Raw genomic sequence first — 25,300 nt, forward strand, 5'->3', positions numbered from 1 at the left:
TCGCGCGGCGCGACCCCCATCCGCGGGAATGTTGGCAGACTGGGGCGATGAGCGACGAGCGCACCGCGAGCGTGCGGCCCGCCGACGCCGGCGTGCGGCCCGCCGACGCCGGCGTGCGGCCCGCGTGGGGCTATCTCATCACCGGGCTCGTGCTCGTCGCATCGGCCTGCGGACTGGGGTTCTGGATCCTCACCCACGGCGACCCTCCCTTCGCCGTCGATGTGTGGTGGAACGCCCTCGTCGCCGAGTGGTGGTCGCCGTTCCTCACCGGCCTCTCGCGATTCATGAACTGGGTGGGCGGCGGCTGGGTCGCCGTCCTGGCCGTGCCGCTCGCCGGTGCGCTCGCGCTCGTCCTCCTCCGACGACCGTGGGCCGCGGCCTTCTTCCTCGCGGCCGAAGCGGCGTCGGCCGGCGCCGTGCAGGTGCTCAAGCACACGTTCGGTCGCGTGCGGCCCGAAGACATCATCGTCACCTCGGACTACGGCTCATACCCGTCGGGGCATGTGGCCAACGCCGCGACGCTCGCGGTGTGCGCGTTCGTTCTCTTCCCGCGCGTGTGGGTCGCGATCGTCGGCGCCGCCTGGATCCTCGTGATGGCCTTCAGCCGCACGTACCTGCATGCGCATTGGCTGAGCGACACCGTCGGCGGCGCCCTCATCGGGGCCGGTGCCGTGCTCATCGTGGCCGCAGCGTTCGCGGTGCCGATGGCCAAGGAGAACCGCGGCGCGCCCGAGAAACGGCGTGGCTAGGCTGAGCGCATGACCGCGCCCGAGACGCCCGACCCCGCCGTCACCGCCGCCGAGGCCGAGCTCGCGAGGCTGAGGGCCGAGGCCGAGGCGGCCGAGGCGCAGCTCAAGCTCGCCCAGACCAGGGCCGCGCTGGCCGCTGCCGAGGCCGAGGCCGCGAAGGCCAGGGTCTCCGGGGGCGCGACCGCGGGAGCGGATGCCTCGGCCCCCGCGCCCGTGACGACCCAGACGTCGGCAGCATCGAGCGGCAGCCCGGATGCCTCGGCCCCGGCGCCGGTGACGACCGAGGCGCCGGCAGCATCGCCCGCGCCCCCAGCCCCGGCTGCATCGGTCGACGGCCCGCTCGCCGAGGGGGATGTCGCGAAGATCGTCGCGGGATACACCTTCGAGGGCGCCACGCTCGACCTCGGGGCCCTCGTCAACGGCGTCCCCGTGCCGGAGGCGCAGGTGCGCATCCCGCTCGGCATGATGAACCGGCACGGGCTGGTGGCAGGCGCCACCGGCACGGGCAAGACGCGCACCCTCCAGGGCCTCGCCGAGCAGCTCGCCGCCAAGGGCGTGCCGGTGTTCGCCGCCGACATCAAGGGCGACCTGTCGGGAGTCGCGACCCCCGGGGAGGCGAACGAGAAGCTGCTCGCGCGCACGAACGCGATCGGACAGGAATGGAAGGCCGAGGCATCCGTCACCGAGTACTTCGCGCTCGGCGGCATCGGCAAGGGCGTGCCCGTGCGTGCGACCGTGTCGGGGTTCGGTCCGCTGCTGCTGAGCAAGGTGCTCGGGCTGAACGAGACCCAGGAGTCGAGCCTCGGACTGGTGTTCCACTACGCGGATCAGCAGGGCCTGGCCCTGGTGGACCTGTCGGACCTGCGCGCCCTGCTCACGTTCCTTACGAGCGACGAGGGCAAGGCCGAGCTGAAGGAGCTCGGCGGGCTGTCGGCCGCGACGGCCGGCGTGATCCTGCGCGAGCTGATCACCTTCGCCGACCAGGGTGCCGACGTCTTCTTCGGCGAGCCGGAGTTCGAGGTCGGGGACTTCCTGCGCACGGCGGCCGACGGACGCGGCGTCATCAGCCTGCTCGAGGTGCCGGGCGTCATCGACAAGCCGGCGCTGTTCTCGACGTTCCTCATGTACCTGCTCGCCGAGCTCTTCGAGATCCTCCCCGAGGTGGGAGACCTCGACAAGCCGAAGCTCGTGTTCTTCTTCGACGAGGCGCACCTGCTGTTCAAGGACGCCTCGAAGGACTTCCTCGCGGCGATCGTGCAGACCGTGCGTCTCATCCGTTCGAAGGGCGTCGGGGTGTTCTTCGTCACCCAGACGCCGAAGGACGTGCCCGGCGACGTGCTCGCCCAGCTCGGCTCGCGCGTGCAGCACGCGCTGCGCGCCTTCACGCCCGACGACGCCAAGGCCTTGCGGGCGACGGTCGGGACGTACCCGAAGTCCGGCTACGACCTCGAACGCGTGCTTCAGGAACTCGGCACCGGCGAGGCGATCGTGACCGTCATGAGCGAGAAGGGCGCCCCGACGCCGGTCGCGTGGACGCGGCTGCGCGCGCCGCAGGGACTCATGTCGCCGACGCCGGATCCGCAGATCGAGGCGGCGGTGAAGGCCTCGCCGCTGCTGGCGAAGTACGGCACCCCGATCGATCGCGAATCGGCCCGCGAGATCCTCACCGCCAAGATGAAGGCCGCCGACGACGCGGCCGCGGCCGAGGAGGCCGCGCTCGAGCAGGCGAGGACCGACGCCGAGCTCGCCAAGCAGCAGGCCGCGATCGACAAGGCGAACGCCGCCGCGGAGAAGAAGGCGCAGCAGGAGTACGACCGGCTCCTCAAGAAGACGCAGGGCACCTCGCGCACGCCGCGCCGTGCCGAGAAGTCGCCGCTCGACGAGATCCTCGGATCGAAGGCGACCCAGACGATCCTCAACGGGGTCATCCGCGGGGTGTTCGGCACCGGACGCCGCTGACGCGGACGAGACTGACGCGGACGACGCTGACGCGGACGACGCTGACGCGGACGACGCTGAGCACGGGCGCGAGCGCCTAGCCTGGGGGCATGGCGAGGAAGCCCCCGAAAGCCGACATCGACGAGACGCAGGTGCGCGTCACCAGGCCCAAGAAGGTGGCGGTCGGAGTGCCCGCCGTCCTGCACGCGCTCCAGATCTCTCAGGAGCAGATGGGCGTCGCGCGCTCGGTGCAGACGCTGCTGCAGGTCAACCAGAAGGACGGCTTCGACTGCCCCGGCTGCGCGTGGCCCGAGGAGGACAAGCGCCACGTCGCGGAGTTCTGCGAGAACGGCGCCAAGGCGGTCGCCGAGGAGGCCACGCTTCGCCGGGTGGGGCCGGAGTTCTTCGCCGAACACGCGATCGACGAGCTGCGTTCGCACGACGACTGGTGGCTCGGGCAGCAGGGACGGCTGACGCACCCCATGGTCCTCGACGAGGGGGCGACGCATTACCGCCCCCTCAGCTGGGACGACGCCCTCCGCGAGATCGCCAGCGCCCTTCGCACCCTCGACGATCCCGACGAGGCCGTGTTCTACACGTCGGGGCGCACGTCGAACGAGGCAGCCTTCCTCTACCAGCTGCTCGTGCGGGGCCTGGGAACGAACAACCTGCCCGACTGCTCGAACATGTGCCACGAGTCATCCGGCTCGGCGCTCACCGAGACGATCGGGATCGGCAAGGGCACGGTGTCGATCGACGACATCCATGACGCCGACCTCCTGATCGTCGCGGGCCAGAACCCCGGCACGAACCACCCGCGTATGCTGTCGGCGCTCGAGAAGGCCAAGCAGCGCGGAGCGACGATCATCGCCGTGAACCCGCTGCCCGAAGCGGGTCTGCTGCGATTCGAGAATCCGCAGACCGTGCGCGGGGTCGCGTTCGGCGGCACGAAGCTCGCCGACGAGTTCGTGCAGATCCGGCTCGGCGGCGACCAGGCGCTGTTCCAGGCGATCGGCAAGCATCTGCTCGAGGCCGAGGAGACCGGCGGCGGCGTGCTCGATCACGACTTCATCGCCGCGCACACGAGCGGCTTCGAGGGGTATCGGCAGGCGATGGCGGATGCCTCGTGGCGCGACCTCGTCGAGGCGACCGGGGTCCCCGAGAACGCCCTGCGGCGCGTGGCCGAGGCCGTGCGGACGTCCCGCGCGACGATCGTGTGCTGGGCGATGGGGCTCACGCAGCACAAGCACTCGGTGCCCACGCTGCGCGACGTCGTGAACGTGCTCCTGCTGCAGGGGAACATCGGCCGGCGTGGCGCGGGCGTCTGCCCGGTGCGAGGTCACTCGAACGTGCAGGGCGACCGCACGGTGGGCATCTACGAGAAGCCGTCGGCGGCGTTCCTCGACGCGCTCGACCGCGAGTTCGCGTTCACCGCTCCGCGCGAGCACGGCTTCGACACCGTCGACGCGATCCGCGCGATGCGCGACGGACGGGTGCGGTTCTTCATGGGCATGGGCGGCAACTTCGTCTCGGCGACGCCCGACACCGCCGTCGTCGAGACCGGGATGGCGCGGGTGGACCTGACCGTACAGGTGTCGACGAAGCTGAACCGCTCCCACGTCGTCACCGGCCGCCGGGCGATCATCCTGCCGACCCTCGGGCGCACCGACCGCGACCGTCGCGGCGGACGCGAGCAGCGGGTCACCGTCGAGGACTCGATGGGCGCGGTCCACGCCTCGCGCGGCCGGCTCGCGCCGCCGGCGGAAGACCTGCTCAGCGAGGTCGCGATCGTCGCGCGCCTGTGCGCGCTGGTGTTCGAGGGCACGGATGCCGCGGCATCCGTCCCCGGTCCGTCACGAGCGGGGGACTGGGAACGAGCGGGGGACTGGGAACGAGCGGGGGACTGGGAACGAGCGGAGGACTGGGAACGAGCGGAGGACCCCACCCGTCCGGAGAGTCCTCCGCTCGTCACATCTCCGCCGCTCGCGACGCCCAGCGACGTCGACCGGGGGCAGGTCGAGCGCACCGCGGCCGAGGAGGCGCACGCCTCCGGCGGAGCGGAGCCGCGGCATCCGCTCTCCGTCCCTCAGGCGGACTGGGCGGCGCTGGAAGCGGACTACGCCCTCATCCGCGCGCACATCGCCCGCGTGATCCCGGGATTCGACGACTACGAGGACCGCATCGACAAGGGCCGCACGCTGCACCTGCCCAACGGGCCGCGCGATGCGCGCCGGTTCGCCACGGCCGACGGCAGGGCGCGGTTCACCGCGAATCCGCTGGAGTTCCCGCGCATCCCCCGCGGGCGCCTGCTGCTGCAGACGCTGCGCTCGCACGATCAGTACAACACCACGATCTACGGCAAGGACGACCGGTACCGCGGCATCCGTGGGGGTCGCCGGGTGGTGCTCGTCAACGAGAAGGAAATCACCGCGCTCGGCTTCGCCGAGGGCGACCTCGTCGACGTCGTGTCGGAGTGGCGCGGCGCCGACGGTGTGCTGCAGGAGCGCCGCGCCGAGGAGTTCCGGCTCGTCGCCTACCGCACCCCTCGCGGCAATGCGGCCGCCTACTACCCTGAGACCAACGTGCTCGTGCCCCTCGATTCCGTCGCCGACGTCAGCGGCACGCCGACCTCGAAGTCGGTGGTGGTGCGCCTCGAGCACCGCGGATGACCGGCCGGCCCCCGTCGGGCGTGCGGCTCTCTAGGCTGGACCCATGACCCGCGCCGCCGTCATCACGGTCTCCGACAGGTCCTCCGCGGGGGAGCGCCCCGACGAGAGCGGGCCCATCGCCGTCACCGCCCTCCGCGAGGCCGGGTTCGACTGCGCCGACGCCGTCGTCGTGCCCGACGGAGCCGACAACGTCGAGCGCGCCCTGCAGGCAGAGGTCCTCGCCGGCGTGAAGCTCGTCATCACGACCGGCGGCACCGGGGTCGGCCCGCGCGACGAGACGCCCGAGGGAACAATGCGCGTCATCACTCGCCAGGTCCCGGGCATCGCCGAGGAGCTGCGCCGCCGCGGCGCCGCCGAGAAGCCCGCGGGAATGCTCACGCGGGGGATCGCCGGCGTGGCCGACCCGCACGGCGTGCTGATCGTGAACCTCCCCGGATCGACGCGGGCCGTCGCCTCGGGCATGCCCGTGGTGCTCTCAGTCGCCGGCCACGTGCTGGATCAGCTCGGCGGCGGCGACCACTGATGCACGCCGTGCGCCTCGCCGCCATCAGCGAGCAGCCCCTCGACCTCGACGCGCACCTCGCCGCCGTCGACGATGCGTCGGCAGGCGCTGTCACGACGTTCGTCGGTCGCGTGCGCGACCATGATCCGGATGCCGCGACCGCCGTCGTCGCGCTGGAGTACTCCGCGCATCCCGACGCCGAGGCGGCCCTCCGCCGCATCGCAGAAGAGGCCGTCGGCGACACCGGGGCTCTCGTCGCCGTATCGCACCGCGTCGGGCGTCTCGCGGTCGGCGATGCCGCCGTGGTGATCGCCGTCGCAGCCCCTCACCGCGCGGAGGCCTTCGACGTGTGCCGCACCGTCATCGAGACGATCAAGACGGGCCTGCCGGTGTGGAAGCGGCAGGTCGAGGCCGACGGCACGGCGACCTGGCTCGGCCTCGGCGGCTGACGCCGTTCGGCTCGCTTCCTCGCTCAACGACCGGGGTGCGCCGGCTGACGCGTGTCGTCTCGCTTCGCTCGCGCAACGACCGGTCGTTGAACGCGGAGCGCAGCGACGAGACGAAACGCGCGGAGGGCGAGCTCAGCCGCCGGCGAACGGCGGCAGCACGTCGACCAGGTCGTCGGACCCGAGCGGAGTCTCGTCGTCGACGCGTGAGCCGCCGACGAGCACCGCGCAGCGGGGAAGGATCCCGCCGAGCGCCGGGTGGTCGGACGCGACCGCGCGGCGCAGGTCGCCCAGCGTCGCCTCGAACCGCTGCTCGCGGTCGGTGCCGGCCGCGTCGTGCGCGGCGGCGAAGTAGCGGACGACCGGCACTACTGCTCCCACGACTCGGCGAGAGCGGCCACCTCGGCGAGGGCTCTGCGCACCTGTGCGGCATCCGTGCCCGCGCGGCCTGCGACGAGCCCCGCGACGAACGCGCCGAGGGGCGCTGCCGGGCGGGCGACGCCGTTGGCCACATCCCGCGTCAGGTCGAGCACGGCGGCGACGGGGACGTCCTCCTCCGACAAGCCGAACCGCTGACGCAGCGTCGCCGCCCATGCGTCGAGCGCTTCGGGCGGAAGGGTGCGGGACTGATCGCTCATGACCTCTCCTTCGCGTGGTCCGCGCGGGCGCGGGCCTCGTGCAGATCCTCCCACGTGTCGACGTCCCGCGTGAGGTCGTCGGGCGCCGCCAGCACGGCGACCGCGAGGTCGGCCATGAGGTCGCGGACGGGGGCGTTCCGGCCGAGGTCGGGCAGAGCGGATGCCGCGGCCCGCAGCGCCGGCGTGCGGTAGGCGCCGGTCAGCCACTGCGGCCGGCTTCCGCCGCTGCCGAGGCACACGCCGTCGGTGTCGCGCGGCAGCAGCGGCAGATCGGCCACGAGTCGCCGCACCGCGGCGCCGATCCGCGGGAGGTCGCACGCCAGCAGCAGGGTCCACTCGGGATCCTCCGTCCAGCTCGCGAGCGCCGCGACGGTCGCGGCCGCCGGCCCGCCGAAGGGAGGGTCCTCGCGCACCCACGCCACCGGCAGTGCGGGGTCGAGGATCGGTGCGGCGACGGTGATGGGGTGGGCCGAGGCATCCGTCGCCGCCGCCACGGCCGCGGCGAGCAGGGTCGTGCCGCCCACCTCGAACAGGGGCTTGGTCTCGCCGCCGACGCGCGAGGCGCGCCCGCCCGCCAGGAGGATCGCCCCGACCGACACGGTCGCAGCCACGTCAGTCCTCGCCGGCGCCGCGCAAGGGGTCTTCGCCCGCACGGAACCAGTCGCCGCTCTTGCCGCCGGTCTTCGCCACGATGCGGACGTCCTCGATCGAGGTGCCCTTGTCGAGCCCCTTCACCATGTCGACGATCGCGAGCGCGGCGACCGAGACGGCGGTGAGCGCCTCCATCTCGACGCCGGTGCGGTCGGCCGTGCGCACGGTGGCTTCGACGGTCACGCCGTCGGCCGTGACCTCGAGCCCGACGGAGGCGCCGTGGAGGCCGATCACGTGCGCGAGCGGCAGGAGGTCGGGCGTGCGCTTGGCGGCCTGGATGCCGGCGATCCGCGCGACGGCGAGCACGTCGCCCTTCGGCACGCTGCCATCGCGCAGCGCCGCGACCACGTGAGGCGCACAGCGGACGAACCCGCGGGCGGTCGCTGAGCGGGACGTCGGCTGCTTGCCGGTCACGTCGACCATGCGCGCGTGGCCGGCGTCGTCGAGGTGCGTGAAGCTCATGTGATCAGCATGACATCGACGGGGTCGCCGACGTCGATGCGGTCGACCTCGGCGGGTACGATCGCGTACGCCTCGGCGCGCCCCAGACCGCCGGCGAGGTGCGAGCCGCCGCTCGTCGCGGGCAGCGCGCGCCACGTGGCCGGATCGGTGCGGTCGATCGTCACGGGAAGGTACTGCGCCCGCCCGGGCGGTGTGCGCCACGCCGCGCCCGCGGGCAGACGCAGCACCGGGCGGCCGAGGTCGGCCCGGCCCTGCATGCGCAGGAGGGCGGGACGCACGAACACCTCGAACGACACCGCGGCACTCACCGGATTGCCGGGAAGCCCGAAGAGCAGGGTGCCGCTCGGGGTTCGGCCGAATCCCTGCGGCTTGCCGGGCTGCATCCGCACCTTCGTGAACGTCATCATGTCGCCGAGCGTGCTCTTGACCACCTCGTACGCTCCCGCGCTGACGCCGCCCGAGAAGACCACGACGTCGGCGCCGAGCGCCTCCGCCGCGGCGATGGCCTCGCGCGGTCCGTCGCCGTCGTCGGGGACGCTCACCCGCAGCACCACCTCGGCTCCCGCTTCCTCCGCCAGACCGCGCAGCAGCTCGCTGTTCGATTCCGGGATCTGCCCGCGCTGGAGCGGCGAGCCCGGCCGGACGAGCTCCGAGCCCGTCGACACGACGGCGACGCGCGCCGTCCGGCTGACCACGACGTCGGACACGCCGGCGGCCGCAGCCGCTGCGAGCTGGAGGGGGCCGAGCGCAATGCCCTCCGGCAGGAGCGGGTCGCCGGTGACGGCGTCCTCGCCGCGGCGGCGGATATGCGCGCCGGCCGCTCGCGGCGCCTGCATCACCGCGATCGTGTCGAGCGAGTCGGCGAGACCTCCGGCGGTGTCCTCGAAGGGCACGATGGCTGTCGCCGAGGTGGGAACCGGTGACCCCGTCATGATGCGAGCCGCGTCGTTCCGGCCGAGCGCCGGGTCGAGGGCGGTGCCGGCGGGGAGGTCGGCGACGACCCGCAGGTGGACCGGCCCGTCGGGGGAGGCATCCGCCACGTCTTCGAACCGCACCGCGAACCCGTCCATCGCCGAGTTGTCGAACATCGGGATGTCCACGGCGGCGCGCACCGGCTCGCGCAGCGTGCGCCCGCGGGCGGCGGGAACGGGCACGACGACGGATTCGAGCAGCGGGGTCGCCGCGAGCACCGCGGCGAGGTGATCGGCCACGCCGACCAGTCCGTCGGAGCTCATGCCGGCGTCCGTTCGCGCGGGGCTTCGCCCCACGCGTCCATTCCGCCGGCGAGGACGGATGCCTCGACCCCCGCGCTTCGCAGGGCACGGGCCGCACGCTCGGCGCGGACGCCGACCTTGCACACCACGACGACGGGCCCGGGCCCGGCGGCGGCGGGGTCGGCCAGGAGCTTCCCGAGCGGCAGCTCCACGGCGCCTCGCAGCACGCCGGTGGCGGTCTCGTGCGGCTCGCGCACGTCGAGGAGCGTCGCGCCGGCGGTCTGTGCCGCCAGCGTCGCGGCGAGGTCGACGTGCGGCACGGGGGTGTCGAGCGCGGGCGCTGCGTCTCCGGCCGCCGCGTCCTCGGCCGCCGCGGTGGCGGACGAGGGTCGCAGCGGCACCTCGTCGGTGCGACCGCGGAGCGCGTCGATGAGCGCCACGCGTCCGAGAAGGGGCTCGCCGACCCCGGTGAGGAGCTTGATCGTCTCCGTCGCGAGGAGCGAGCCGACCTGAAGGCAGAGGGGACCGAGCACGCCGACCTGCGCACAGCTCGGGACTTCGCCGACAGTCGACGGTGGGTACAGGTCGGACAGGCGCACCGGGGAGATGTGCTCGGGCGGTGCCGACCAGAACACCGTCACCTGGGCGTGGAACTCCTGCACGACGCCCCAGACGAGGGGAACGCCCAGGCTCTCGCAGGCGGCGGCGACGGCATCCCGCGTCTCGAACGTGTCGGTGCCGTCGACGACGACGTGCGCCCCCGCGAGCAGGTCGCGGCCGTTCTCGGGCGTGAGCCGCACGGCGACGGGCCGCACGATCGTGTGCGGCGAGAGGTCGGCGGCGACCCGCACCGCCGAGTCGACCTTGCGGTTGCCGACATCGCCCACGCGGTGCATCACCTGGCGCTGCAGATTGGATGCCTCGACCTCATCGTCGTCGATCACGGTCAGCGTGCCGACGCCCGCCGCCGCGAGGGCGAGAACCGTGGGGGAGCCGAGGCCGCCCGCTCCCACCACCGCCACGTGGGCCGCGGCGAGCCGTCGCTGCGCGATCTCGCCGAATCCGGCGAGGGCGCCGTGCCGCGCCGTGCGGACGCGCTCGTCGTCGGTGAGACCGGGGCTCGGCTCGACCAGGGGCGGGATCGGCATGGCTCCAGGGTAGGACGGTGCGGAGGGGACGAGCCGCGTGAGCCGCGGGTCCGGATGCACGGGCTTCGCGAAGACTCCGCAGATGCGGCGAAATTCCTGATCAGGCGCCGCTGATGCGGTGATATCGTGCGGGTATGCCGGACTACAAGATCGCCGAGGCCGCACGTCTCCTCGGCGTGAGCGACGACACCGTGCGCCGATGGGTCGAGGCAGGCACGCTGCCGACGACCGGAGCGAGTCCGGCGATGATCCCGGGTGACGCCCTCGCGGTGCGGGCTGTCGAGCTCGCCGCGGCTGCGCGCGAGGGGGACGTGCTCTCCAGCGCCCGCAACCGTTTCGTCGGACTGGTGACGCGCGTGCAGCGGGACGGACTCATGGCCCAGGTCGACATCCAGGCCGGCCCGCACCGCGTCGTGTCCCTCATGTCGGCCGAGGCCGTCGACGACCTCGGCCTCGAGGTCGGCTCGCTCGCCACCGCCGTCGTGAAGGCGACGAACGTCATCGTCGAGACGCCGCGAGGCGCCTGATGCGCCGATCCGGGCAGCTCGTGTCCCTCGCGGTCGTCGCGGCGGCGCTCACGCTCGGCCTCGCCGGCTGCGCGGCTGCCGACCAGGCAACGGGGGCGGCTGCCGGGCCGGCGGAGGCGACCGGGCCCGAGCTCACCGGCGAGCTGACCGTCTTCGCCGCCGCCTCGCTCGGGGCGGCGTTCGACGAGCTCGCGACGCAGTTCGAGGCGAGGCATCCGTTCCTCGACGTGCTCCCGATCTCGTACGACGGTTCGAGCACGCTCGCCACGCAGCTCGTGGAGGGCGCCCCCGCCGACGTCTTCGCGTCGGCCGACGAGAGCAACATGCGGAAGGTGGTGGACGCGGGGCTGGCCAGCGGGCCCGACCTGTTCGCGTCCAACACGCTCGTGATCGCGGTGCCGGCGGGCAATCCCGGTCGCATCGCGTCCATCGACGACCTCGCGGACCCGGACCTCACGGTCGTGCTCTGCGCCCCCGAGGTGCCGTGCGGTGCGGCATCCGGAACCCTCCTCGACGACAACGGGGTGACCGTGACCCCGGCGAGCCTGGAGCAGAACGTCAACGCCGTGGTGGCGAAGGTCGCCGCCGGCGAGGCGGACGCGGGGCTCGTATACGCGACCGACGTGCTCGGACGGGACGATCTGGAAGCCGTGGTCGCAGCAGGGGCGGCCGACGTCGTCAACCACTATCCGATCGTCGCGCTCGAGTCGGCGGCCAACCGCCCCGCGGCGGACGCCTTCGTCGCTTTCGTGCTCTCGGACGACGGCCGCGCGGTGCTCGACGCACGCGGATTCGGAGCACCGTGAGCGACGCCGGCGGCCGCATCGGGTTCGTGCCGCGGATCCTCGCCCTGCCCGCGCTGCTCGGGCTCGCCCTGCTTGCGCTCCCTCTCATCGCGCTCGTGCTGCGCGTCGACTGGTCGACGCTATGGGCCGACATCACGTCGCCCGAAGCGCTCTCGGCGCTCGGGCTGTCCCTGGTGACGGGGCTGACGGCGACCGCCGTGTGCATCGTGCTCGGCGTGCCGCTCGCGCTCCTCATCGCCCGGAGCCGCCCGCGGGCGGCGGCGGCGCTGCGCGCGCTGGTCACGGTGCCGCTCGTGCTGCCGCCGATGGTGGGCGGCGTGGCGATGCTGTTCCTGTTCGGCCGGACGAGCTGGCTCGGTGGTCTCCTCGCCGAGTGGGGTGTGCGCATCCCCTTCACGACGACCGCCGTCGTCCTGGCGCAGACCTTCGTCGCGCTGCCGTTTCTCGTGCTCGCCCTGGAGGGCTCGCTGCGGTCGACCGGCATCGGCTACGAGCAGGCCGCCGCCGCTCTCGGGGCGGGCCGGTGGACGATCCTCGGCCGCGTGACGCTGCCGCTGGCCGCGCCCGGGCTGGTCGCCGGGATCGTGCTGTGCTTCGCGCGCGCGATCGGCGAGTTCGGCGCGACAGCGCTCTTCGCCGGCAACGCGCCGGGCGTGACGCAGACCATGCCCCTGGCGATCTACACGGCCTTCAACGGCGCCGGCGTGTCGCAGGGCACGGCGGTGGCGCTCTCGCTCCTCCTGCTCGTGACGGCGATCGCCGTGCTGCTGCTCGTGCGGGCGTGGCGGGCGGAGGCGCCGAGGTGACCGGCGCGACGCTCGACGTCCGCGTCGCCGTCGAGCGGCCCGGCTTCCGCCTCGACGCAGAGCTGCGCGCAGGCGCGGGCGAGGTCGTGGCGGTGATGGGCCCGAGCGGAGCGGGCAAGTCGACCCTGCTCGGCGTGCTCGCGGGCCTCGTCCGCCTGGACGACGGTCATGTCCGTCTCGGCGAACGCGAGCTGGACCGTGCGCCGCGCCGATGGACGACGCCGGCCCAGCGCGGCATCGTCCTGCTGGGTCAGGAGCCGCGGCTCTTCCCGCATCTGTCGGCGCACGAGAACATCGCCTTCGGCCTGCGGGTCCACGGCGCCGCGAAGCCCGTCGCGCACGCCGAGGCCGACGAGTGGCTGTGGCGGGTGGGCCTCGACGGCATGGGGGCGCGGCGGCCCTCGCAGCTGTCGGGCGGACAGCAGCAGCGCGTCGCGCTCGCGCGCGCCCTCGCGACATCCCCGTCGGCCCTCCTGCTCGACGAGCCGCTCACGTCGCTCGACGCGGAGACCGCCGCCGACATCCGCGGGCTGCTGCACGACCAGCTCCACGCGACGCGCATGACGGCGATCGTCGCGACGCACGACGCCGTCGACGCGGTCTCCCTCGCCACCCGCCTGCTCGTGCTCGAGGGGGGTCGCGTGACCCAGGCCGGTGCCGTGCGCGAGGTCCTCGCCTCGCCGGGCACCCGGTTCACGGCGGCCGTGGCCGGGCTCAACCGTGTCGTCGGCGCGGTGGCCGGCGGGCGCTGGGAGCGGGGGCCTCTCGTGCTCGCGAGCGCGGGCGAGGCATCCGTTCCCTCCGGCACCATCGAGGCCGCCGCGGTGTTCCGGCCGTCGGCCGTCGGGATCGAGCGCGTCGGCGCGGACACATGGACGGGCGCGCTGCGGCTGGAGGACTCCGCTCGCTCCGGGGAGTGGCTGGCCCGGGTGACGCGCCTCGAGCAGACGCCCGCGGGCGTCAGGGTGCGCACGGCCGAGCCCGAGGTCGCCGTCGACCTACCGGCCGACCGCGCGGCCGAGCTCGGGCTCGCGCCGGGGGTGCCGGTGCGGCTTCGTGTGGCGAGGGACGACGTGCGACTCGTGCCGCTGCCGTGACCGGCCCCGCTCCTAGACTCGTGGCGTGCGCATCCGCCCCTTCCGTTCCGGCGACGAGCCGGCGCTCGCCGACATCTGCCTGAAGACGGCGGATGCCGGCGCCGACGCCACCGGGGTGCTCGACGACGACGACCTGTGGGCCGAGATCTTCGTCCTTCCGTACGTCGCCCGTCACCCGGATCTCGCCTTCGTCGTCGAGGCCGGCGACGGGCGCGTCGTGGGCTACGTCGTCGCGGCGCCCGACACCCGGGAGTTCGAGGAGTGGTTCCGCACGCGGTGGTGGCCGAAGGCCGGCGCACGGTGGCCGCGGCCGGGCGCCGAGAGATCGCGGCAGGACGGCATCCTGCTCTATGCGTACGGGCGCGGTCCGGGCGCCGAGCCGTACGGCGACGACTATCCCGCACACCTGCACATCGACCTCCTCCCCGAGGCGCAGGGGCAGGGGCTGGGGCGACGGCTGATCGATACGCTGATCGACGAGCTGCGCCGCCGTGGTGTCACCGGGCTCCACCTCGTGGCCTCCTCCGACAACGCCGGGGCCGTCGCGTTCTACCCGCGCGTGGGTTTCGCGCCCCTGCCCTCGCACGACGGGGTCCGGGCCTTCGGTCGCCGGCTGGATTGAACCCGGTGGGGGCTCCGCGTCAAGCCCTGCGCGGCGACGGCCTGCCCGCGTACTCTGCCTCCATGGAAGACCTCTCCTCGCCGACGGGACGTGAGCCGGCACTCGCCGCCGTCCCGGGGCCGGACGGCCAGGCGCCGCGGGCGCTCGTCATCGGCGCCACGGGCTACATCGGCGGGCGCCTCGTGCCCCGTCTCCTCGCGGGCGGCTACGTGGTGCGCGTCCTCGCGCGGGACGCCGCACGCATGGCCGCGTTCTCGTGGGGTGGCAGCGTCGAGGTCGTGGAAGGCGACGCGACGGATGCCTCGGCGGTCGCCCGTGCCGTCGAAGACGTCGACGTCCTCTACTACCTCGTGCACTCGATGGCCGCGGGCCGCGACTTCGCCGACACCGACCGGCGTGCGGCCGAGACCGTGGCGAACGCAGCGGCGGAAGCCGGCGTCGCGCGCATCGTGTACCTCGGTGGTCTTCACCCCGACGGTGTCGCCCTCTCGCCGCACCTGCGCTCGCGCGTCGAGGTGGGCGAGGTGCTCCTCGCGAGTGGCGTGCCGACGCTCGTGCTGCAGGCGGGCGTCGTGATCGGCTCGGGCTCGGCGTCGTTCGAGATGGTGCGCCACCTCACCGAGGTGCTGCCGTACATGCCGGCTCCGAAGTGGGTGCGCAACCGCATTCAGCCGATCGCCGTGCGCGACGTGCTGCACTACCTGCTGGGCGCCGCGCGGGTGCCCGCCGACGTCAACCGGGCCGTCGACATCGGAGGACCGGATGTGCTGCGGTACGGGCAGATGATGAACGGTTACGCCGTCGAAGCGGGGCTGCCGCAGCGAGCCATCGCGGCGCTCCCGGTGCTCACTCCGCGCCTCGCTTCGCACTGGGTGAACCTCGTCACGCCGATCCCGCGATCGATCGCGAGACCGCTCGTGGAGTCGCTTCAGAACGAATGCGTCATGAAGGATCACGCGATCGACGAGCTCGTGCCGCGCCCGGCCGACGGCCTCACGCCGTACCGGGAAGCCGTGCGGCTCGCGCTCGGGCGTGTCGAGTCCGACACCGTCGAGACGAGCTGGGCGGACGCCGAAGTGCTCGGGGTGCCCAGCGATCCGCTTCCCAGCGACCCGGACTGGGCGGGGCGCGTCGTGTTCGTCGATGCGCGGACGGCGCACACCTCGGCGCCGCCCGAGGCGCTGTGGCGGGTGATCGAGGGCATCGGCGGCGAGAACGGCTGGTACTCGTCGCCGATCCTGTGGGCGATCCGGGGCTGGATGGACCGGCTCGTCGGCGGGATCGGACTCGCCCGGGGCCGCCGTTCGCGGGCGCGGCTGGGCGTCGGCGATGCACTGGACTTCTGGCGTGTCGAAGCACTCGAGCCGGGACGGATGCTGCGGCTTCGCGCCGAGATGAAGGTGCCCGGTCTCGCGTGGCTCGAGCTGCGGGCCTCGCCCGAGGGGGACGGCTCGCGGTACGACCAGCGCGCCGTGTTCTTCCCGCGCGGGCTGGCAGGACGTCTGTACTGGCTCGCGGTGCTGCCGTTCCACGGATTCGTCTTCGCCGGCATGGCGAGCCGGATCGCCGCGACGGCCGAGGCGGGCGCCGGCGGCGGGACCGCACCGCCGGTGGAGGAGCTGCCCGACGCCGCGCCGCAGGAGTTCAGCGCCGGGGTGGAGCCGGCTCGCTGAGATCACGGATGCGGCGCCGCTCGAAGAGGGTGTAGACCGCACCTCTCCAGCCGCGTCTCTCGTCGGTGAGCGTGGCACCGTCCTCGTGCCAGCCGTGCGCCTCGTAGAAGGCGGCGGCCCGGAGGTTGCCGTCGAGCACCCACAGGTGCGCGTGGCGGAATCCCTCGGCGCGCAGTCTGTTCTCGGCCTCGACCAGGAGGGCGTGGCCGACGCCGCGCGACCAGTGGTCGGGAAGAGCGTAGATCGCGAACAGCTGACCGTCGCGCGGCAGATCGTCGTCGATCGACGGTCCGATCGCCGCCCACCCCACCGGCACGCCGCCGACCTCGGCGATGAACTCCACGTGGCGCGGCCCGTGCAGCTCGTCCCACCGTGCCGCCCGGCGCTCGCCCTCGCTGTCGGCGTCCATCTGGTCGAGGATCTCGGCGTCGATGAGTCCCGTGTAGGCGGCGCGCCAGGTGTCGATCCGGATGCGGGAGATGGTGAGCGCATCCTCACGCAGCGCCGTGCGGACGGTGACGGTCATGCACCGACGCTAGCGGAGGCATCCCGCTCCCACACCGCGGACGTCGCGGCGGCTCAGCCTTCGATGCGGCCGGCTTCGAGGCGCACGACCCGGTCGACGAGCCCCGCGGGGACGGCGGCGTGCGAGATGAGCACGACGGCGCGCTCGGGACCGACGGCTCCCAGCAGGTCGGCGAGGAGGGCGTCGGATGCCTCGGGGTCGACGCCCGCGGTCGGCTCGTCGAGCACGAGCACCGGGAAGCCGCGCAGCAGGGCGCGGGCGAGGGCGATCCGCTGCGCCTGGCCTCCCGAGACCAGTGCGCCGCGCTCGCCGACGCGCGCGTCGAGTCCGCCGCGCTCCGCGAGCCATGTTCCCAGGCCGACGCGCGCCAGCACGTCTTCGAGGTCCGAATCTGTCGCCCGGTCGTTCGCGAAGAGCAGGTTCTGGCGGATGTCCTCGTCGAAGAGCATGGGTCGCTGCTCGCACAGTCCGACGGTGAGCCGCACGTCGTCGGCGGCGAGATCGTGCGCCGAGCGTCCGCCGATATCGTAGGCGCCGTCGACCTCGAGGAAGCGGACGAGCGCGTGTGCGAGCGTGGACTTCCCTGCCCCGCTCGGCCCGATCACGAGGACGCGCTCGCCGGGGCGTACGTGCAGATCGACGTCGCGCAGCGAGGCATCCGCACCGCCCGGCCAGCGCACGGACGCGCCGCTCAGACGCAGTCCCTCGCCGAGCCCCGGTGCGTCGCCGGTGGCCGCGATCGGCCGCTCGTCCACGATCTCGGCCGGCACGGCGGCGGGTACGGCCGCGGCGATGCGCTCAGCGGAGGCTCGCACCTGCCGCCACGCCGAGGCGGCGAGGGGCGCCGACGCGAAGACCTCGAACACGGCCATCGGCACCAGGACGGCGACCGCGATCTGCGGGCCGTCCACCGCCCCGGACGCCGCACCCGGACCGGCGGCGAGGACGGCGAGGATCGAGGCGGCTCCGGCGAGCAGCGAGACGACGGCGGCGGTGCCGGCCTGCGCCCCTGCGCGCCGCACGACCGCCCGCCGCAGGGCGGCGTCGGCGGCGGCGATGCGGGCGCGGCTGGAGGCCTCGGCGCCGTACGCCAGCAGCACGTCGATGCTGCCGAGGTGGTCGACGACGGCATCGGCGACGCGCGCGCGAAGGGGAGCGATGTCGCGCTCGGCGCGGGATCCGGCCGCCCAGCCCCACAGGGCCGCAGCGCACCCGGCGGCCAGCAGGCAGCCGAGCAGTGTCAACGCCGCCGGCCACCACACCAGGGCCACCAGCACGACGGCTCCGAGGGCGACGGTGGCCGAGGCGACGAGCGGCTGCACCACCCGCAGCGGCAGGTTCTGCAGGTCGTCGACATCGTCGACCAGCGCTCCGAGCACCGATCCGCGGCGTGTGCGGGCCAGGCCGTCCGGAGCGAGGGGCACGAGGCGCCGGATGAGCGCCGCCCGCGTCGTCGCCAGCTGACGAAGGGCCGCGTCGTGACCGGTGAGCCGTTCCAGGTAGCGGAAGCTCGCGCGCGCCAGCGCGAAGAACCGCACGCCCACGACGGCAGCCGAGAGATAGAGCACCGGCGGCTGCTCGCTGGCGCGCACGATGAGCCACGCGCTGACCGCGAGGAGGGCGACGGCGGATGCCTCCGACGCGAATCCCGACGCGAGCGCCGGCCAGAAGCGGCGGGCCGGCGGGAGAGCGCCGCGCAGCACGGCGGCGGGGGTGACGGATGCCTCGCTCACGCGGTCACCTCGCTCGCTTCGAGTCGCACGACCGTGTCGGCGATCCCCCGTGAACTGGTGCGATGCGAGACGAGCAGCACCGTCGCCCCGTCGTCGGCCAGCGCCCGCACGTTCTCCCACAGGCGCGCCTCGGTGCCGGGGTCGAGGGCGGAGCTGGGCTCGTCGAGGGCGATCACCGGTGCGCGCCCGCGCAGGTGCCGGTAGAACGCGCGCGCCACCGCGACGCGCTGAGCCTGGCCCCCGGAGAGTCCCGCGCCCTGCACGCCGAGCTCCCGCGAGGGCGCGAGGTCGGCTGCGCACGCCAATGCGAGCGCGCGGTGCACGAGCGCGGGGTCGGGGGAGTCGTCGCCGAGCGCGACGTTGCCGGCGATCGAGCCCGCGACGAGCCCGGGCTGCTGCCCGGCCCAGGCGAGCCACGACGGTGCCGTCAGAGCACGCACGTCGACCCCGCCGAACGTCGCGGAGCCCTCGAACGTCGCGGCCCCGCGCAGCGCGGCGAGAAGGCTCGACTTGCCGCTGCCGCTCGGTCCCTCGATCAGCACGACGGCACTCGGCCCCGCCTCGAGGTCGACGGGTGGCAGCATCCGCTCGCCCCGCACCACGCGCGCACCCTCGATGCGCAGCCCGCCGCCCTGGGGCGCACCGCCGCCGGTGCGGCGGGAGGCGGCGGACCGGATCCGACGCGCGGCGTCGAGCACATCGAACACGTCGTCCGTCGCGGCGACGCCCTCGGCCGCCGCGTGGAACTGCACGCCGACCTGTCGCAGCGGCAGGTACGCCTCGGGGGCGAGCAGCAGCACGAACAGTCCGACGGTCAAGGCGAGCGCGCCGTCGATCAGGCGGAAGCCGATCGACACCGCGATGATCGCCACCGAGATGCTTGCGAGGAACTCCAGCGCGAATCCCGAGAGGAACGACACCCGCAGCACGCGCAGGGTCTCGCGACGGTACTGATCGGTCACCTGCTCGATGGAGGCTGCCGCCCGATGCTGCCGGCCGAAGACCTTGAGCGTCGAGAGCCCCTGCACCGTGTCGGCGAAGCGGGCGGCGAGCCGCTGCAGTGTGCGCCACTGCCGCTGCTGGACCGATCGCGTGGCCAACCCGATGAGCACCATGAAGATCGGGATGAGGGGGAGGGTCAGCACGACTGTGAGTCCGGAGACCCAGTCCTGCCACCACATCACCGCGACGATAATCGGAGTGGCGACGACCGTCTGCACGAGCTGCGGCAGGTATCGGCCGAAGTAGGCCTCGAGCGCGTCGAGTCCCCGCCCCGCGGTGACCGCGAGGTGCGCGGAATTGCGGCTCCCGAGCCACTCCGGACCGAGGATCCCGACGGCTCCGACCAGCGCCGAGCGCAGCTGCGCCTGCACGCGGGCGGCGGCGCGTGAGGCGACGGCCTCCCGCGCCCACAGCAGGCCGGCGCGGAAGGCGACCACCGCGGCCAGCGCGCCGAGCGTCGCGGCGAGCTCCTGCTGCGGCATCCCGTCGATCAGCCCGGTGATCGCGCGCGTGAGCAGCCACGCGAACGACACGACGACCGCGGTCTGGGCGACCGCGATGGCAGCGATCGCGACGAAGAACCCGCGTGAGGCGGTCGCGTAGCGCAGGAGTCGCGGGTCGACCGGCTTGCCCGACGGCCGGGGCGGCTCGGTGCCCGTCTCGCTCTGCACTTCGCTCATCGCCCCTCGACCCTATCCGTCGCGTCCAGGCGGGACGCTCGGATGCCCCGGCTCAGTGGCCGCCGGCGACTGCCTGCTCGATGCGTGTGCGCGAGACGCGCTTGCGGAAGATCCAGTACGTCCAGCCCTGGTAGAGCAGCACGAGGGGAAGGAAGATCGCCGCGGCCCACGTCATGATCGTGAGCGTGTAGTCGGTGCTCGAGGCGTTCTCGATCGTGAGGCTGAAGGCCGGGTCGGTCGAGGACGGCATGACGTTCGGGAAGAGCGCGAACCACAGCGTCAGCACGGCGGCCACGATGGTCGCCGCGCCGAAGCCGAACGCCCATCCCTCGCGATCCCGCAGGTTCGAGACGAGGGACGCGAGCAGCGTGACGGCGGCGATGCCGGCGCACGCCACGACGGCGGCGAGGAGAGGCGCGCCGTTGGCGGCGGCGATGAGGATCGTCCAGATCAGGAACACCGCTGCGACGGCGACCGTCAGCGCTCCGGCACGGCGCGCGAGGCGGCGAGCGTCCTCATGCACCTGCCCGTCGGTCTTCAGCGCCACGAAGTACACGCCGTGGGTGAAGAACAGCAGGAGCGTCGTCAGTCCGCCGAGGAGGCCGTAGGGGTTCAGCAGCGTGAGAAGCGAACCGGTGAACTCGTGGTCCGCGTCGAGGGGGACGCCCTGCACGATGTTGGCGACGGCGACGCCCCACAGCAGTGCGGGGACCGCCGAGCCGATGACGATCATCGTGTCGAAGCCCCGCTTCCAGCGCAGGCTGTCGCGCTGGTGGCGGTACTCGAACGAGACGCCGCGCAGGATGAGGGCGAGGAGGATCAGCAGCAGGGCGAGGTAGAAGCCGCTGAAGAGCGTGGCGTACCACTCCGGGAACGCGGCGAACAGGCACGCGCCGGCCACGATGACCCACGTCTCGTTCAGGTCCCACACGGGGCCGATCGTGTTGATGATCTGCCGGCGCCCGATGTCGTCCTTGCCGAGGAACGGCAGCGACATCCCGACGCCGAAGTCGAACCCGTCGAGAACGAAGTAGCCGACGAACAGGAAGCCGACGATCCAGAACCAGAGGTAGGCGAGATCCATGTCGTGCTCCTAGTACACCGTGGTGGGCGTGTGCTCGACCGCGAGGTCGCGCGGGTCGGGGTCGTCCGGTCCGGGGAGGGGGTCGGGCCCCTTCTTCGCCGTCTTGACGATGAGTCCGATCTCGACGACCGCCAGCGCGGCGTAGATCAGGGTGAAGGCGACGAGCGAGATGAGCACCGTCCACCCGGGGACCGAGGGCGAGACGCCGTCCTCGGTCAGCATGAGACCGAAGACGATCCAGGGCTGGCGGCCCATCTCGGTGAACACCCAGCCGACGAGGATCGCGAAGAGCGAGGCGGGCCAGGCCCAGATGGCGAGCTTCCAGGCCCATGCGGGAACCTCGCGCTTGGCCTTCTTGCGGGTGAGCCAGAGCCCCACGACGGCGGTCAGCGCGGCGATGCCGCCGAGGCCGATCATCCAGCGGAACGACCAGTAGGTGACCCACAGGACCGGTGCGAAGTTGCCGTCGACCTGGTCGGCGAACTGGGGGAACATCTCGGTCGTGTACTGCAGGTTGAGGTCGTTGATGCCCTCGACACAGCCGTCGAGCGTGTGCGTCGACAGGAAGGCCAGCAGGTACGGGATGCGGATGGAGAACAGCTCGGTCGAGCCGTCGGGGGTGCCGAGCGTGAACACCGAGAACGAGGCATCCGCCCCGCACGCGCTGTCGAACATCGCCTCGGCCGCCGCCATCTTCATCGGCTGCGTCGACACCATCACGAGGCTCAGCTGATCGCCCGAGATCGCGACGCCCGCGAACGCGACGATCATGCCCCACAACCCGTACTTCAGCGAGATGCGCATCATCTCGACGTTCTGGCCGCGCAGCAGCTGCCAGGCGGAGATCGAGATGATGACGCCGGCCGTCATCATGAACGCCGCGAACAGGGTGTGGGGGAGCGCGGCGAGGGCGACGGGATTGGAGAGCACCGCGAAGAAGTCGGTCATCTCGGCGCGAGACCCGTCCTCGGCCATCCTGAAGCCGACGGGATTCTGCATGAACGCGTTCGCCGCGAGGATGAAGTACGCCGAGAACCAGGCGCCGATCGTCGCGATCCAGATGCTCGCGAGATGGAGCGCCTTCGGCAGGCGATCCCATCCGAAGATCCACAGGCCGATGAACGTCGCCTCGAAGAAGAAGGCCATCAGGCCCTCGAAGGCGAGCGGTGCGCCGAACACGTCGCCCACGAAGCGCGAGTACGCCGACCAGTTCATGCCGAACTGGAACTCCTGCACGATGCCGGTGACGACGCCCATCGCGAAGTTGATGAGGAAGATCTTGCCGAAGAACCGGACGAGATGGAGCCACTTCACGTTGCCGGTGCGGAACCAGGCGGTCTGGAAGATCGAGACCGTCAGCGCCATGCCGAGCGTGAGCGGCACGAAGAGGAAGTGGTACAGCGTCGTGAGCCCGAACTGCCAGCGTGCCAGCAGCAGCGGGTCGAGGAGGTCCACGATGCGTTCTCCGATCGCTCGATCGATCTGTGGTCTGACCACAGTATCATGTGGTCAGACCACAGGTCCAGGGTCCTGTCACTCGTCGCTCCGCGCGGGTCGAGGGCGACGCGGTCGGCGCGTCTCGGCGAGCGGAGGCGGGGTTCCGATCTGAGCGTGACAGGAGCGCAGCCCCGGCCGCCAGGCCCTGGGCCGTGAATAATGACGTCGCACGCGACCGCGGCGGCGCGGCCACGGTTACGCTCGAACCATGGCGATCCGGGCCCGGCGTTCGGGGACGCGCGCGTGAGCGCGATCCCGGTCACGATCGCGCGCCGGATGCCCCGGCCCGCCGCCGCGTCGGACGAGACCCGCGTCGGCCTCGGCGCGCCGCTGCTCGACACGCACGGCCGCGTCCACCGCGACCTGCGCATCTCGCTCACCGACCGCTGCTCGCTGCGGTGCACGTACTGCATGCCCGAGCAGGGGAACGAATGGCTCGCGAAGTCGAGCATCCTGACGCTCGACGAGATCGTCGAGGTCGCCCGGATCGGTGCGGCCGACGGCATCACGACGTTCCGGCTCACGGGTGGAGAGCCGCTGCTGCGCACCGACATCGTCGAGGTCGTGAGGCGGCTCGCCGCGATCACCGGCCCGGAGGGGCGGCCGGTCGACATCGCCATGACGACGAACGGCATCCGACTGCGCGAACTGCTGCCCGAGCTCATCGGCGCGGGCTTGCGCCGGCTCAACATCTCGATCGACACCCTGCGGCGCGACCGGTTCCGCGAGCTCACCCGTCGCGATCGGCTGGACGACGTGCTCGACGGGATCGCGGCGGCCGCGGCATCCGATCTGCGTCCCCTCAAGCTCAACGCGGTCGCCATGCGCGACGTCAACGACGACGAGCTGGTCGAGCTCGTCGCGTTCGCGCTGGCGCACGGGGCCGAGATGCGCTTCATCGAGCAGATGCCGCTCGACGCCGGGCACACGTGGGATCGGGCGCGCATGGTGACGCAGGACGAGATCCTGCAGACGCTGGCGCTTCGCTGGGACCTCACTCCCGTACCGGGGAGGGAGGGTGCTCCTGCCGCACGCTGGTTCCTCGACGGCGGTCCCGGGACGGTCGGGGTGATCGCGTCGGTCACGGCCCCGTTCTGCGGGGATTGCGACCGGCTGCGCCTCACCGCCGACGGCCAGCTGCGCAACTGCCTGTTCTCGACGACCGAGTACGACCTGCTGCCCATCCTGCGCGGGAGCGCGGAGGGCTCGCGCGATGACGAGGTCGATCGGATGCTGCGCTCGTGCGTGCACGGGAAGCTGCCCGGGCACGCGATCGACGATCCGGCGTTCCTCCAGCCCGTACGCGGCATGAACGCGATCGGCGGCTGACGTGGGACGACTCACCGTCCATCGACCGGTCGTGAAGGTCACGCACGACGGCGCCGGCTTCGGCGGACGCCGTCGCAGCGACACCCTCGCCGTCGAGGAGCCGCTCGAGATCCGGATCGCTGGCGAGCCGCTCGCCGTCACGATGCGCACGCCAGGACACGACGTCGAACTGGCGGCCGGCTTCCTGGTGTCGGAGGGCGTCATCTCGCGCGGCTCCCACTTCCGCAGCGCCATCCACTGCGGCGGCCCCGGGACAGGTGCCGTGGGAGCAGCGGCGTCCACCGAGAACACATACAACGTGCTGGACGTCGCGCTCGCCGCGGGCGTCTCGCCGCCCGACCCTTCGCTCGCACGCAGCTTCTACACGACGAGCTCGTGCGGGCTGTGCGGCAAGGCCTCGATCGACGCGGTGCAGACGGTCTCGTCCCACGATGTGGGGACGGATGCCGCGACCATCCCGGCCGCTCGCCTCATCGAGCTTCCCGAGCGGCTGCGCGCAGAACAGGCCGTCTTCGGCAAGACCGGCGGCCTGCACGCCGCGGCGCTCTTCGATGCGGCGAGCGGAGAGCTGCTCGTCGTGCGCGAGGACGTCGGGCGGCACAACGCCGTCGACAAGGTCGTCGGCTGGGCCGTGCTCGCCGATCGGCTGCCGCTGCGGGGGACGGTGCTCCAGGTCTCGGGCCGGGCGAGCTTCGAACTCGTGCAGAAGGCGATCATGGCAGGCATCCCGATCCTGTCGGCGGTGTCGGCTCCGTCGTCGCTCGCGGTCGAGCTCGCCGAGGCATCCGGTCTCACCCTCGCCGGATTCGTGCGGGGCGAGACGATGAACCTCTACTCGCGGCCGGACCGCGTGACGCTCGACGCGTCGGCCTGAAGCGACAGCTGCACGACGCACTGCGCCGGGTCGCATGACGGGGCGATGCCGTCGACCTTGAGGGGTCCGCCCGCCTGGGTGAGCACGCCGTCCATCAGTCCGACGTGGACGCGGCAGAGCATGCCGCGATGGTCGGCGGTCGTGGCGTGGGGACACGGCGTGAGATCGACGGTGAGGGTGCGCTCGTCGATGAGCGGGTCGAAGCCCGCTTCGCTCAGATCCTCGACGAGCGCGTCGAGCTGGTGGAGCGCCTCGGGCTCGAGCACCTCTTCCGCGGCGCTCGGGTAGACGCGGCGCAGCAGATCGCCGCGCGCGGCGGCATCTCTCGCGCGCTGCGCAGCGACGGGACTGGATGCCGCGGCGTCGCCCGTCGCGGCCGTGTAGAGCACGCGCGGGCGGCCGCGGGTGGTGCGACGCTCCGTCTCGGCGATGACGTAGCCCGCGTCCATCAGCCGATGCACGTGCTCGCGCACGGTGTTGGGGTGCAGTCCGGTGGCCTCGACCAGCTCGGCGATCGTCCGCCGCGGGCGTTGCTGCACGAGGTGCATGATCTCGACGCGGGAGTAGCTCGAGATCGCGCTGTAGCCGGCGGACATGGTCCCATTATCCGGGGGTGGGAACCCTCGT

Annotated in this window: 25 protein-coding genes; 13 read left to right on the forward strand and 12 right to left on the reverse strand. The window is 72.8% G+C overall.

Annotation, left to right across the window (positions count from 1 at the left end):
- The first annotated feature begins 47 nt into the window (after window positions 1-47).
- From HF323_RS02210 to HF323_RS02230, 5 genes are all read left to right on the forward strand, one after another.
- Window positions 48-749, forward strand: a complete 702-nt coding sequence (locus HF323_RS02210; protein ID WP_169580928.1) for a phosphatase PAP2 family protein — start codon at window positions 48-50, stop codon at window positions 747-749.
- Between the two features lie 9 nt (window positions 750-758).
- Window positions 759-2,708: a helicase HerA-like domain-containing protein gene (locus HF323_RS02215; RefSeq protein ID WP_169580929.1), complete on the forward strand. Its 1,950-nt coding sequence runs from the start codon at window positions 759-761 to the stop codon at window positions 2,706-2,708.
- A gap of 89 nt (window positions 2,709-2,797) precedes the next feature.
- Window positions 2,798-5,356, forward strand: coding sequence for an FdhF/YdeP family oxidoreductase (locus tag HF323_RS02220; protein ID WP_169580930.1), 2,559 nt, complete (start codon window positions 2,798-2,800; stop codon window positions 5,354-5,356).
- 43 nt (window positions 5,357-5,399) lie between these two features.
- Window positions 5,400-5,879 carry a MogA/MoaB family molybdenum cofactor biosynthesis protein gene (locus HF323_RS02225; protein WP_169580931.1) on the forward strand — a complete coding sequence of 160 codons (480 nt, stop codon included), beginning with the start codon at window positions 5,400-5,402 and terminating at the stop codon, window positions 5,877-5,879.
- Window positions 5,879-6,307 (forward strand): molybdenum cofactor biosynthesis protein MoaE, encoded by a 429-nt coding sequence (locus HF323_RS02230; protein WP_169580932.1) that lies wholly within the window; start codon window positions 5,879-5,881, stop codon window positions 6,305-6,307. Before HF323_RS02225 ends, HF323_RS02230 begins: the two co-directional genes overlap by 1 nt.
- Window positions 6,308-6,439: 132 nt before the next feature.
- Here HF323_RS02230 and HF323_RS02235 read toward each other — a convergent pair whose 3' ends face one another.
- The 6 genes from HF323_RS02235 to HF323_RS02260 are packed head-to-tail and all read right to left on the reverse strand — an operon-like array spanning window position 6,440 to window position 10,417.
- Window positions 6,440-6,673 carry a MoaD/ThiS family protein gene (locus HF323_RS02235; protein ID WP_169580933.1) on the reverse strand — a complete coding sequence of 78 codons (234 nt, stop codon included), beginning with the start codon at window positions 6,671-6,673 and terminating at the stop codon, window positions 6,440-6,442.
- Window positions 6,673-6,942 carry a DUF6457 domain-containing protein gene (locus tag HF323_RS02240; protein WP_169580934.1) on the reverse strand — a complete coding sequence of 90 codons (270 nt, stop codon included), beginning with the start codon at window positions 6,940-6,942 and terminating at the stop codon, window positions 6,673-6,675. Before HF323_RS02240 ends, HF323_RS02235 begins: the two co-directional genes overlap by 1 nt.
- Complete coding sequence (locus tag HF323_RS02245) at window positions 6,939-7,553, reverse strand: NTP transferase domain-containing protein (protein WP_169580935.1); 615 nt, start codon at window positions 7,551-7,553, stop codon at window positions 6,939-6,941. Before HF323_RS02245 ends, HF323_RS02240 begins: the two co-directional genes overlap by 4 nt.
- 1 nt (window position 7,554) lies before the next feature.
- Entirely contained in the window at window positions 7,555-8,055 is a 501-nt protein-coding gene (gene moaC / locus HF323_RS02250) for a cyclic pyranopterin monophosphate synthase MoaC (protein ID WP_169580936.1), read from the reverse strand.
- On the reverse strand, window positions 8,052-9,290 hold the full coding sequence (gene glp, locus HF323_RS02255) for a gephyrin-like molybdotransferase Glp (RefSeq protein WP_169580937.1): 1,239 nt from the start codon (window positions 9,288-9,290) through the stop codon (window positions 8,052-8,054). Before glp ends, moaC begins: the two co-directional genes overlap by 4 nt.
- Window positions 9,287-10,417, reverse strand: a complete 1,131-nt coding sequence (locus tag HF323_RS02260) for a HesA/MoeB/ThiF family protein (protein ID WP_169580938.1) — start codon at window positions 10,415-10,417, stop codon at window positions 9,287-9,289. Before HF323_RS02260 ends, glp begins: the two co-directional genes overlap by 4 nt.
- Window positions 10,418-10,551: 134 nt before the next feature.
- Between HF323_RS02260 and HF323_RS02265 the strand changes: the two genes are divergently transcribed.
- The 6 genes from HF323_RS02265 to HF323_RS02290 all read left to right on the forward strand — a co-directional run bounded on the left by HF323_RS02265 (window position 10,552) and on the right by HF323_RS02290 (window position 15,948).
- The gene (locus HF323_RS02265; RefSeq protein ID WP_169580939.1) at window positions 10,552-10,944 is read left to right on the forward strand and encodes a TOBE domain-containing protein; all 393 of its coding nucleotides are present in this window, start codon (window positions 10,552-10,554) and stop codon (window positions 10,942-10,944) included.
- On the forward strand, window positions 10,944-11,750 hold the full coding sequence (modA, locus tag HF323_RS02270; RefSeq protein ID WP_169580940.1) for a molybdate ABC transporter substrate-binding protein: 807 nt from the start codon (window positions 10,944-10,946) through the stop codon (window positions 11,748-11,750). Before HF323_RS02265 ends, modA begins: the two co-directional genes overlap by 1 nt.
- Window positions 11,747-12,556: an ABC transporter permease gene (locus HF323_RS02275; RefSeq protein WP_317450966.1), complete on the forward strand. Its 810-nt coding sequence runs from the start codon at window positions 11,747-11,749 to the stop codon at window positions 12,554-12,556. The genes modA and HF323_RS02275 overlap by 4 nt, the downstream gene beginning before the upstream one ends.
- Complete coding sequence (locus tag HF323_RS02280; protein WP_317450967.1) at window positions 12,553-13,653, forward strand: ATP-binding cassette domain-containing protein; 1,101 nt, start codon at window positions 12,553-12,555, stop codon at window positions 13,651-13,653. Before HF323_RS02275 ends, HF323_RS02280 begins: the two co-directional genes overlap by 4 nt.
- Before the next feature lie 25 nt (window positions 13,654-13,678).
- Complete coding sequence (locus HF323_RS02285) at window positions 13,679-14,275, forward strand: GNAT family N-acetyltransferase (RefSeq protein WP_169580942.1); 597 nt, start codon at window positions 13,679-13,681, stop codon at window positions 14,273-14,275.
- Between the two features lie 62 nt (window positions 14,276-14,337).
- Window positions 14,338-15,948 carry an SDR family oxidoreductase gene (locus HF323_RS02290; RefSeq protein WP_169580943.1) on the forward strand — a complete coding sequence of 537 codons (1,611 nt, stop codon included), beginning with the start codon at window positions 14,338-14,340 and terminating at the stop codon, window positions 15,946-15,948.
- Here the strand turns inward: HF323_RS02290 and HF323_RS02295 are convergent.
- From HF323_RS02295 to HF323_RS02315, 5 genes are read right to left on the reverse strand one after another with little or no spacing between them, the layout of a single operon-like run.
- Window positions 15,920-16,474, reverse strand: coding sequence for a GNAT family N-acetyltransferase (locus HF323_RS02295; protein ID WP_169580944.1), 555 nt, complete (start codon window positions 16,472-16,474; stop codon window positions 15,920-15,922). The genes HF323_RS02290 and HF323_RS02295 overlap by 29 nt on opposite strands.
- A 53-nt stretch (window positions 16,475-16,527) precedes the next feature.
- A complete protein-coding gene (cydC, locus tag HF323_RS02300) occupies window positions 16,528-18,207 on the reverse strand; it encodes a thiol reductant ABC exporter subunit CydC (RefSeq protein WP_188241627.1) in 1,680 nt (559 codons plus the stop codon).
- The gene (gene cydD, locus HF323_RS02305) at window positions 18,204-19,889 is read right to left on the reverse strand and encodes a thiol reductant ABC exporter subunit CydD (RefSeq protein ID WP_169580945.1); all 1,686 of its coding nucleotides are present in this window, start codon (window positions 19,887-19,889) and stop codon (window positions 18,204-18,206) included. Before cydD ends, cydC begins: the two co-directional genes overlap by 4 nt.
- Window positions 19,890-19,941: 52 nt before the next feature.
- Window positions 19,942-20,973, reverse strand: coding sequence for a cytochrome d ubiquinol oxidase subunit II (gene cydB, locus HF323_RS02310; protein ID WP_169580946.1), 1,032 nt, complete (start codon window positions 20,971-20,973; stop codon window positions 19,942-19,944).
- Between the two features lie 9 nt (window positions 20,974-20,982).
- On the reverse strand, window positions 20,983-22,428 hold the full coding sequence (locus HF323_RS02315; protein WP_169580947.1) for a cytochrome ubiquinol oxidase subunit I: 1,446 nt from the start codon (window positions 22,426-22,428) through the stop codon (window positions 20,983-20,985).
- 318 nt (window positions 22,429-22,746) lie between these two features.
- Here HF323_RS02315 and moaA point away from each other — a divergent pair, with 318 nt between their 5' ends.
- Both moaA and fdhD read left to right on the forward strand, forming a co-directional pair.
- Entirely contained in the window at window positions 22,747-23,799 is a 1,053-nt protein-coding gene (moaA, locus tag HF323_RS02320; protein WP_169581335.1) for a GTP 3',8-cyclase MoaA, read from the forward strand.
- 1 nt (window position 23,800) lies between these two features.
- A complete protein-coding gene (gene fdhD, locus HF323_RS02325) occupies window positions 23,801-24,673 on the forward strand; it encodes a formate dehydrogenase accessory sulfurtransferase FdhD (protein ID WP_169580948.1) in 873 nt (290 codons plus the stop codon).
- On the opposite strand, the gene HF323_RS02330 is transcribed toward fdhD, so the two are convergent.
- Window positions 24,631-25,269, reverse strand: a complete 639-nt coding sequence (locus tag HF323_RS02330; RefSeq protein WP_169580949.1) for an ArsR family transcriptional regulator — start codon at window positions 25,267-25,269, stop codon at window positions 24,631-24,633. The two genes, fdhD and HF323_RS02330, sit on opposite strands and share 43 nt — an antisense overlap.
- Between the last annotated feature and the right edge of the window lie 31 nt (window positions 25,270-25,300).

This window comes from Microbacterium sp. MF43 (genome assembly GCF_012847295.1).
In the GTDB taxonomy this organism is placed as follows: Bacteria; Actinomycetota; Actinomycetes; order Actinomycetales; family Microbacteriaceae; genus Microbacterium.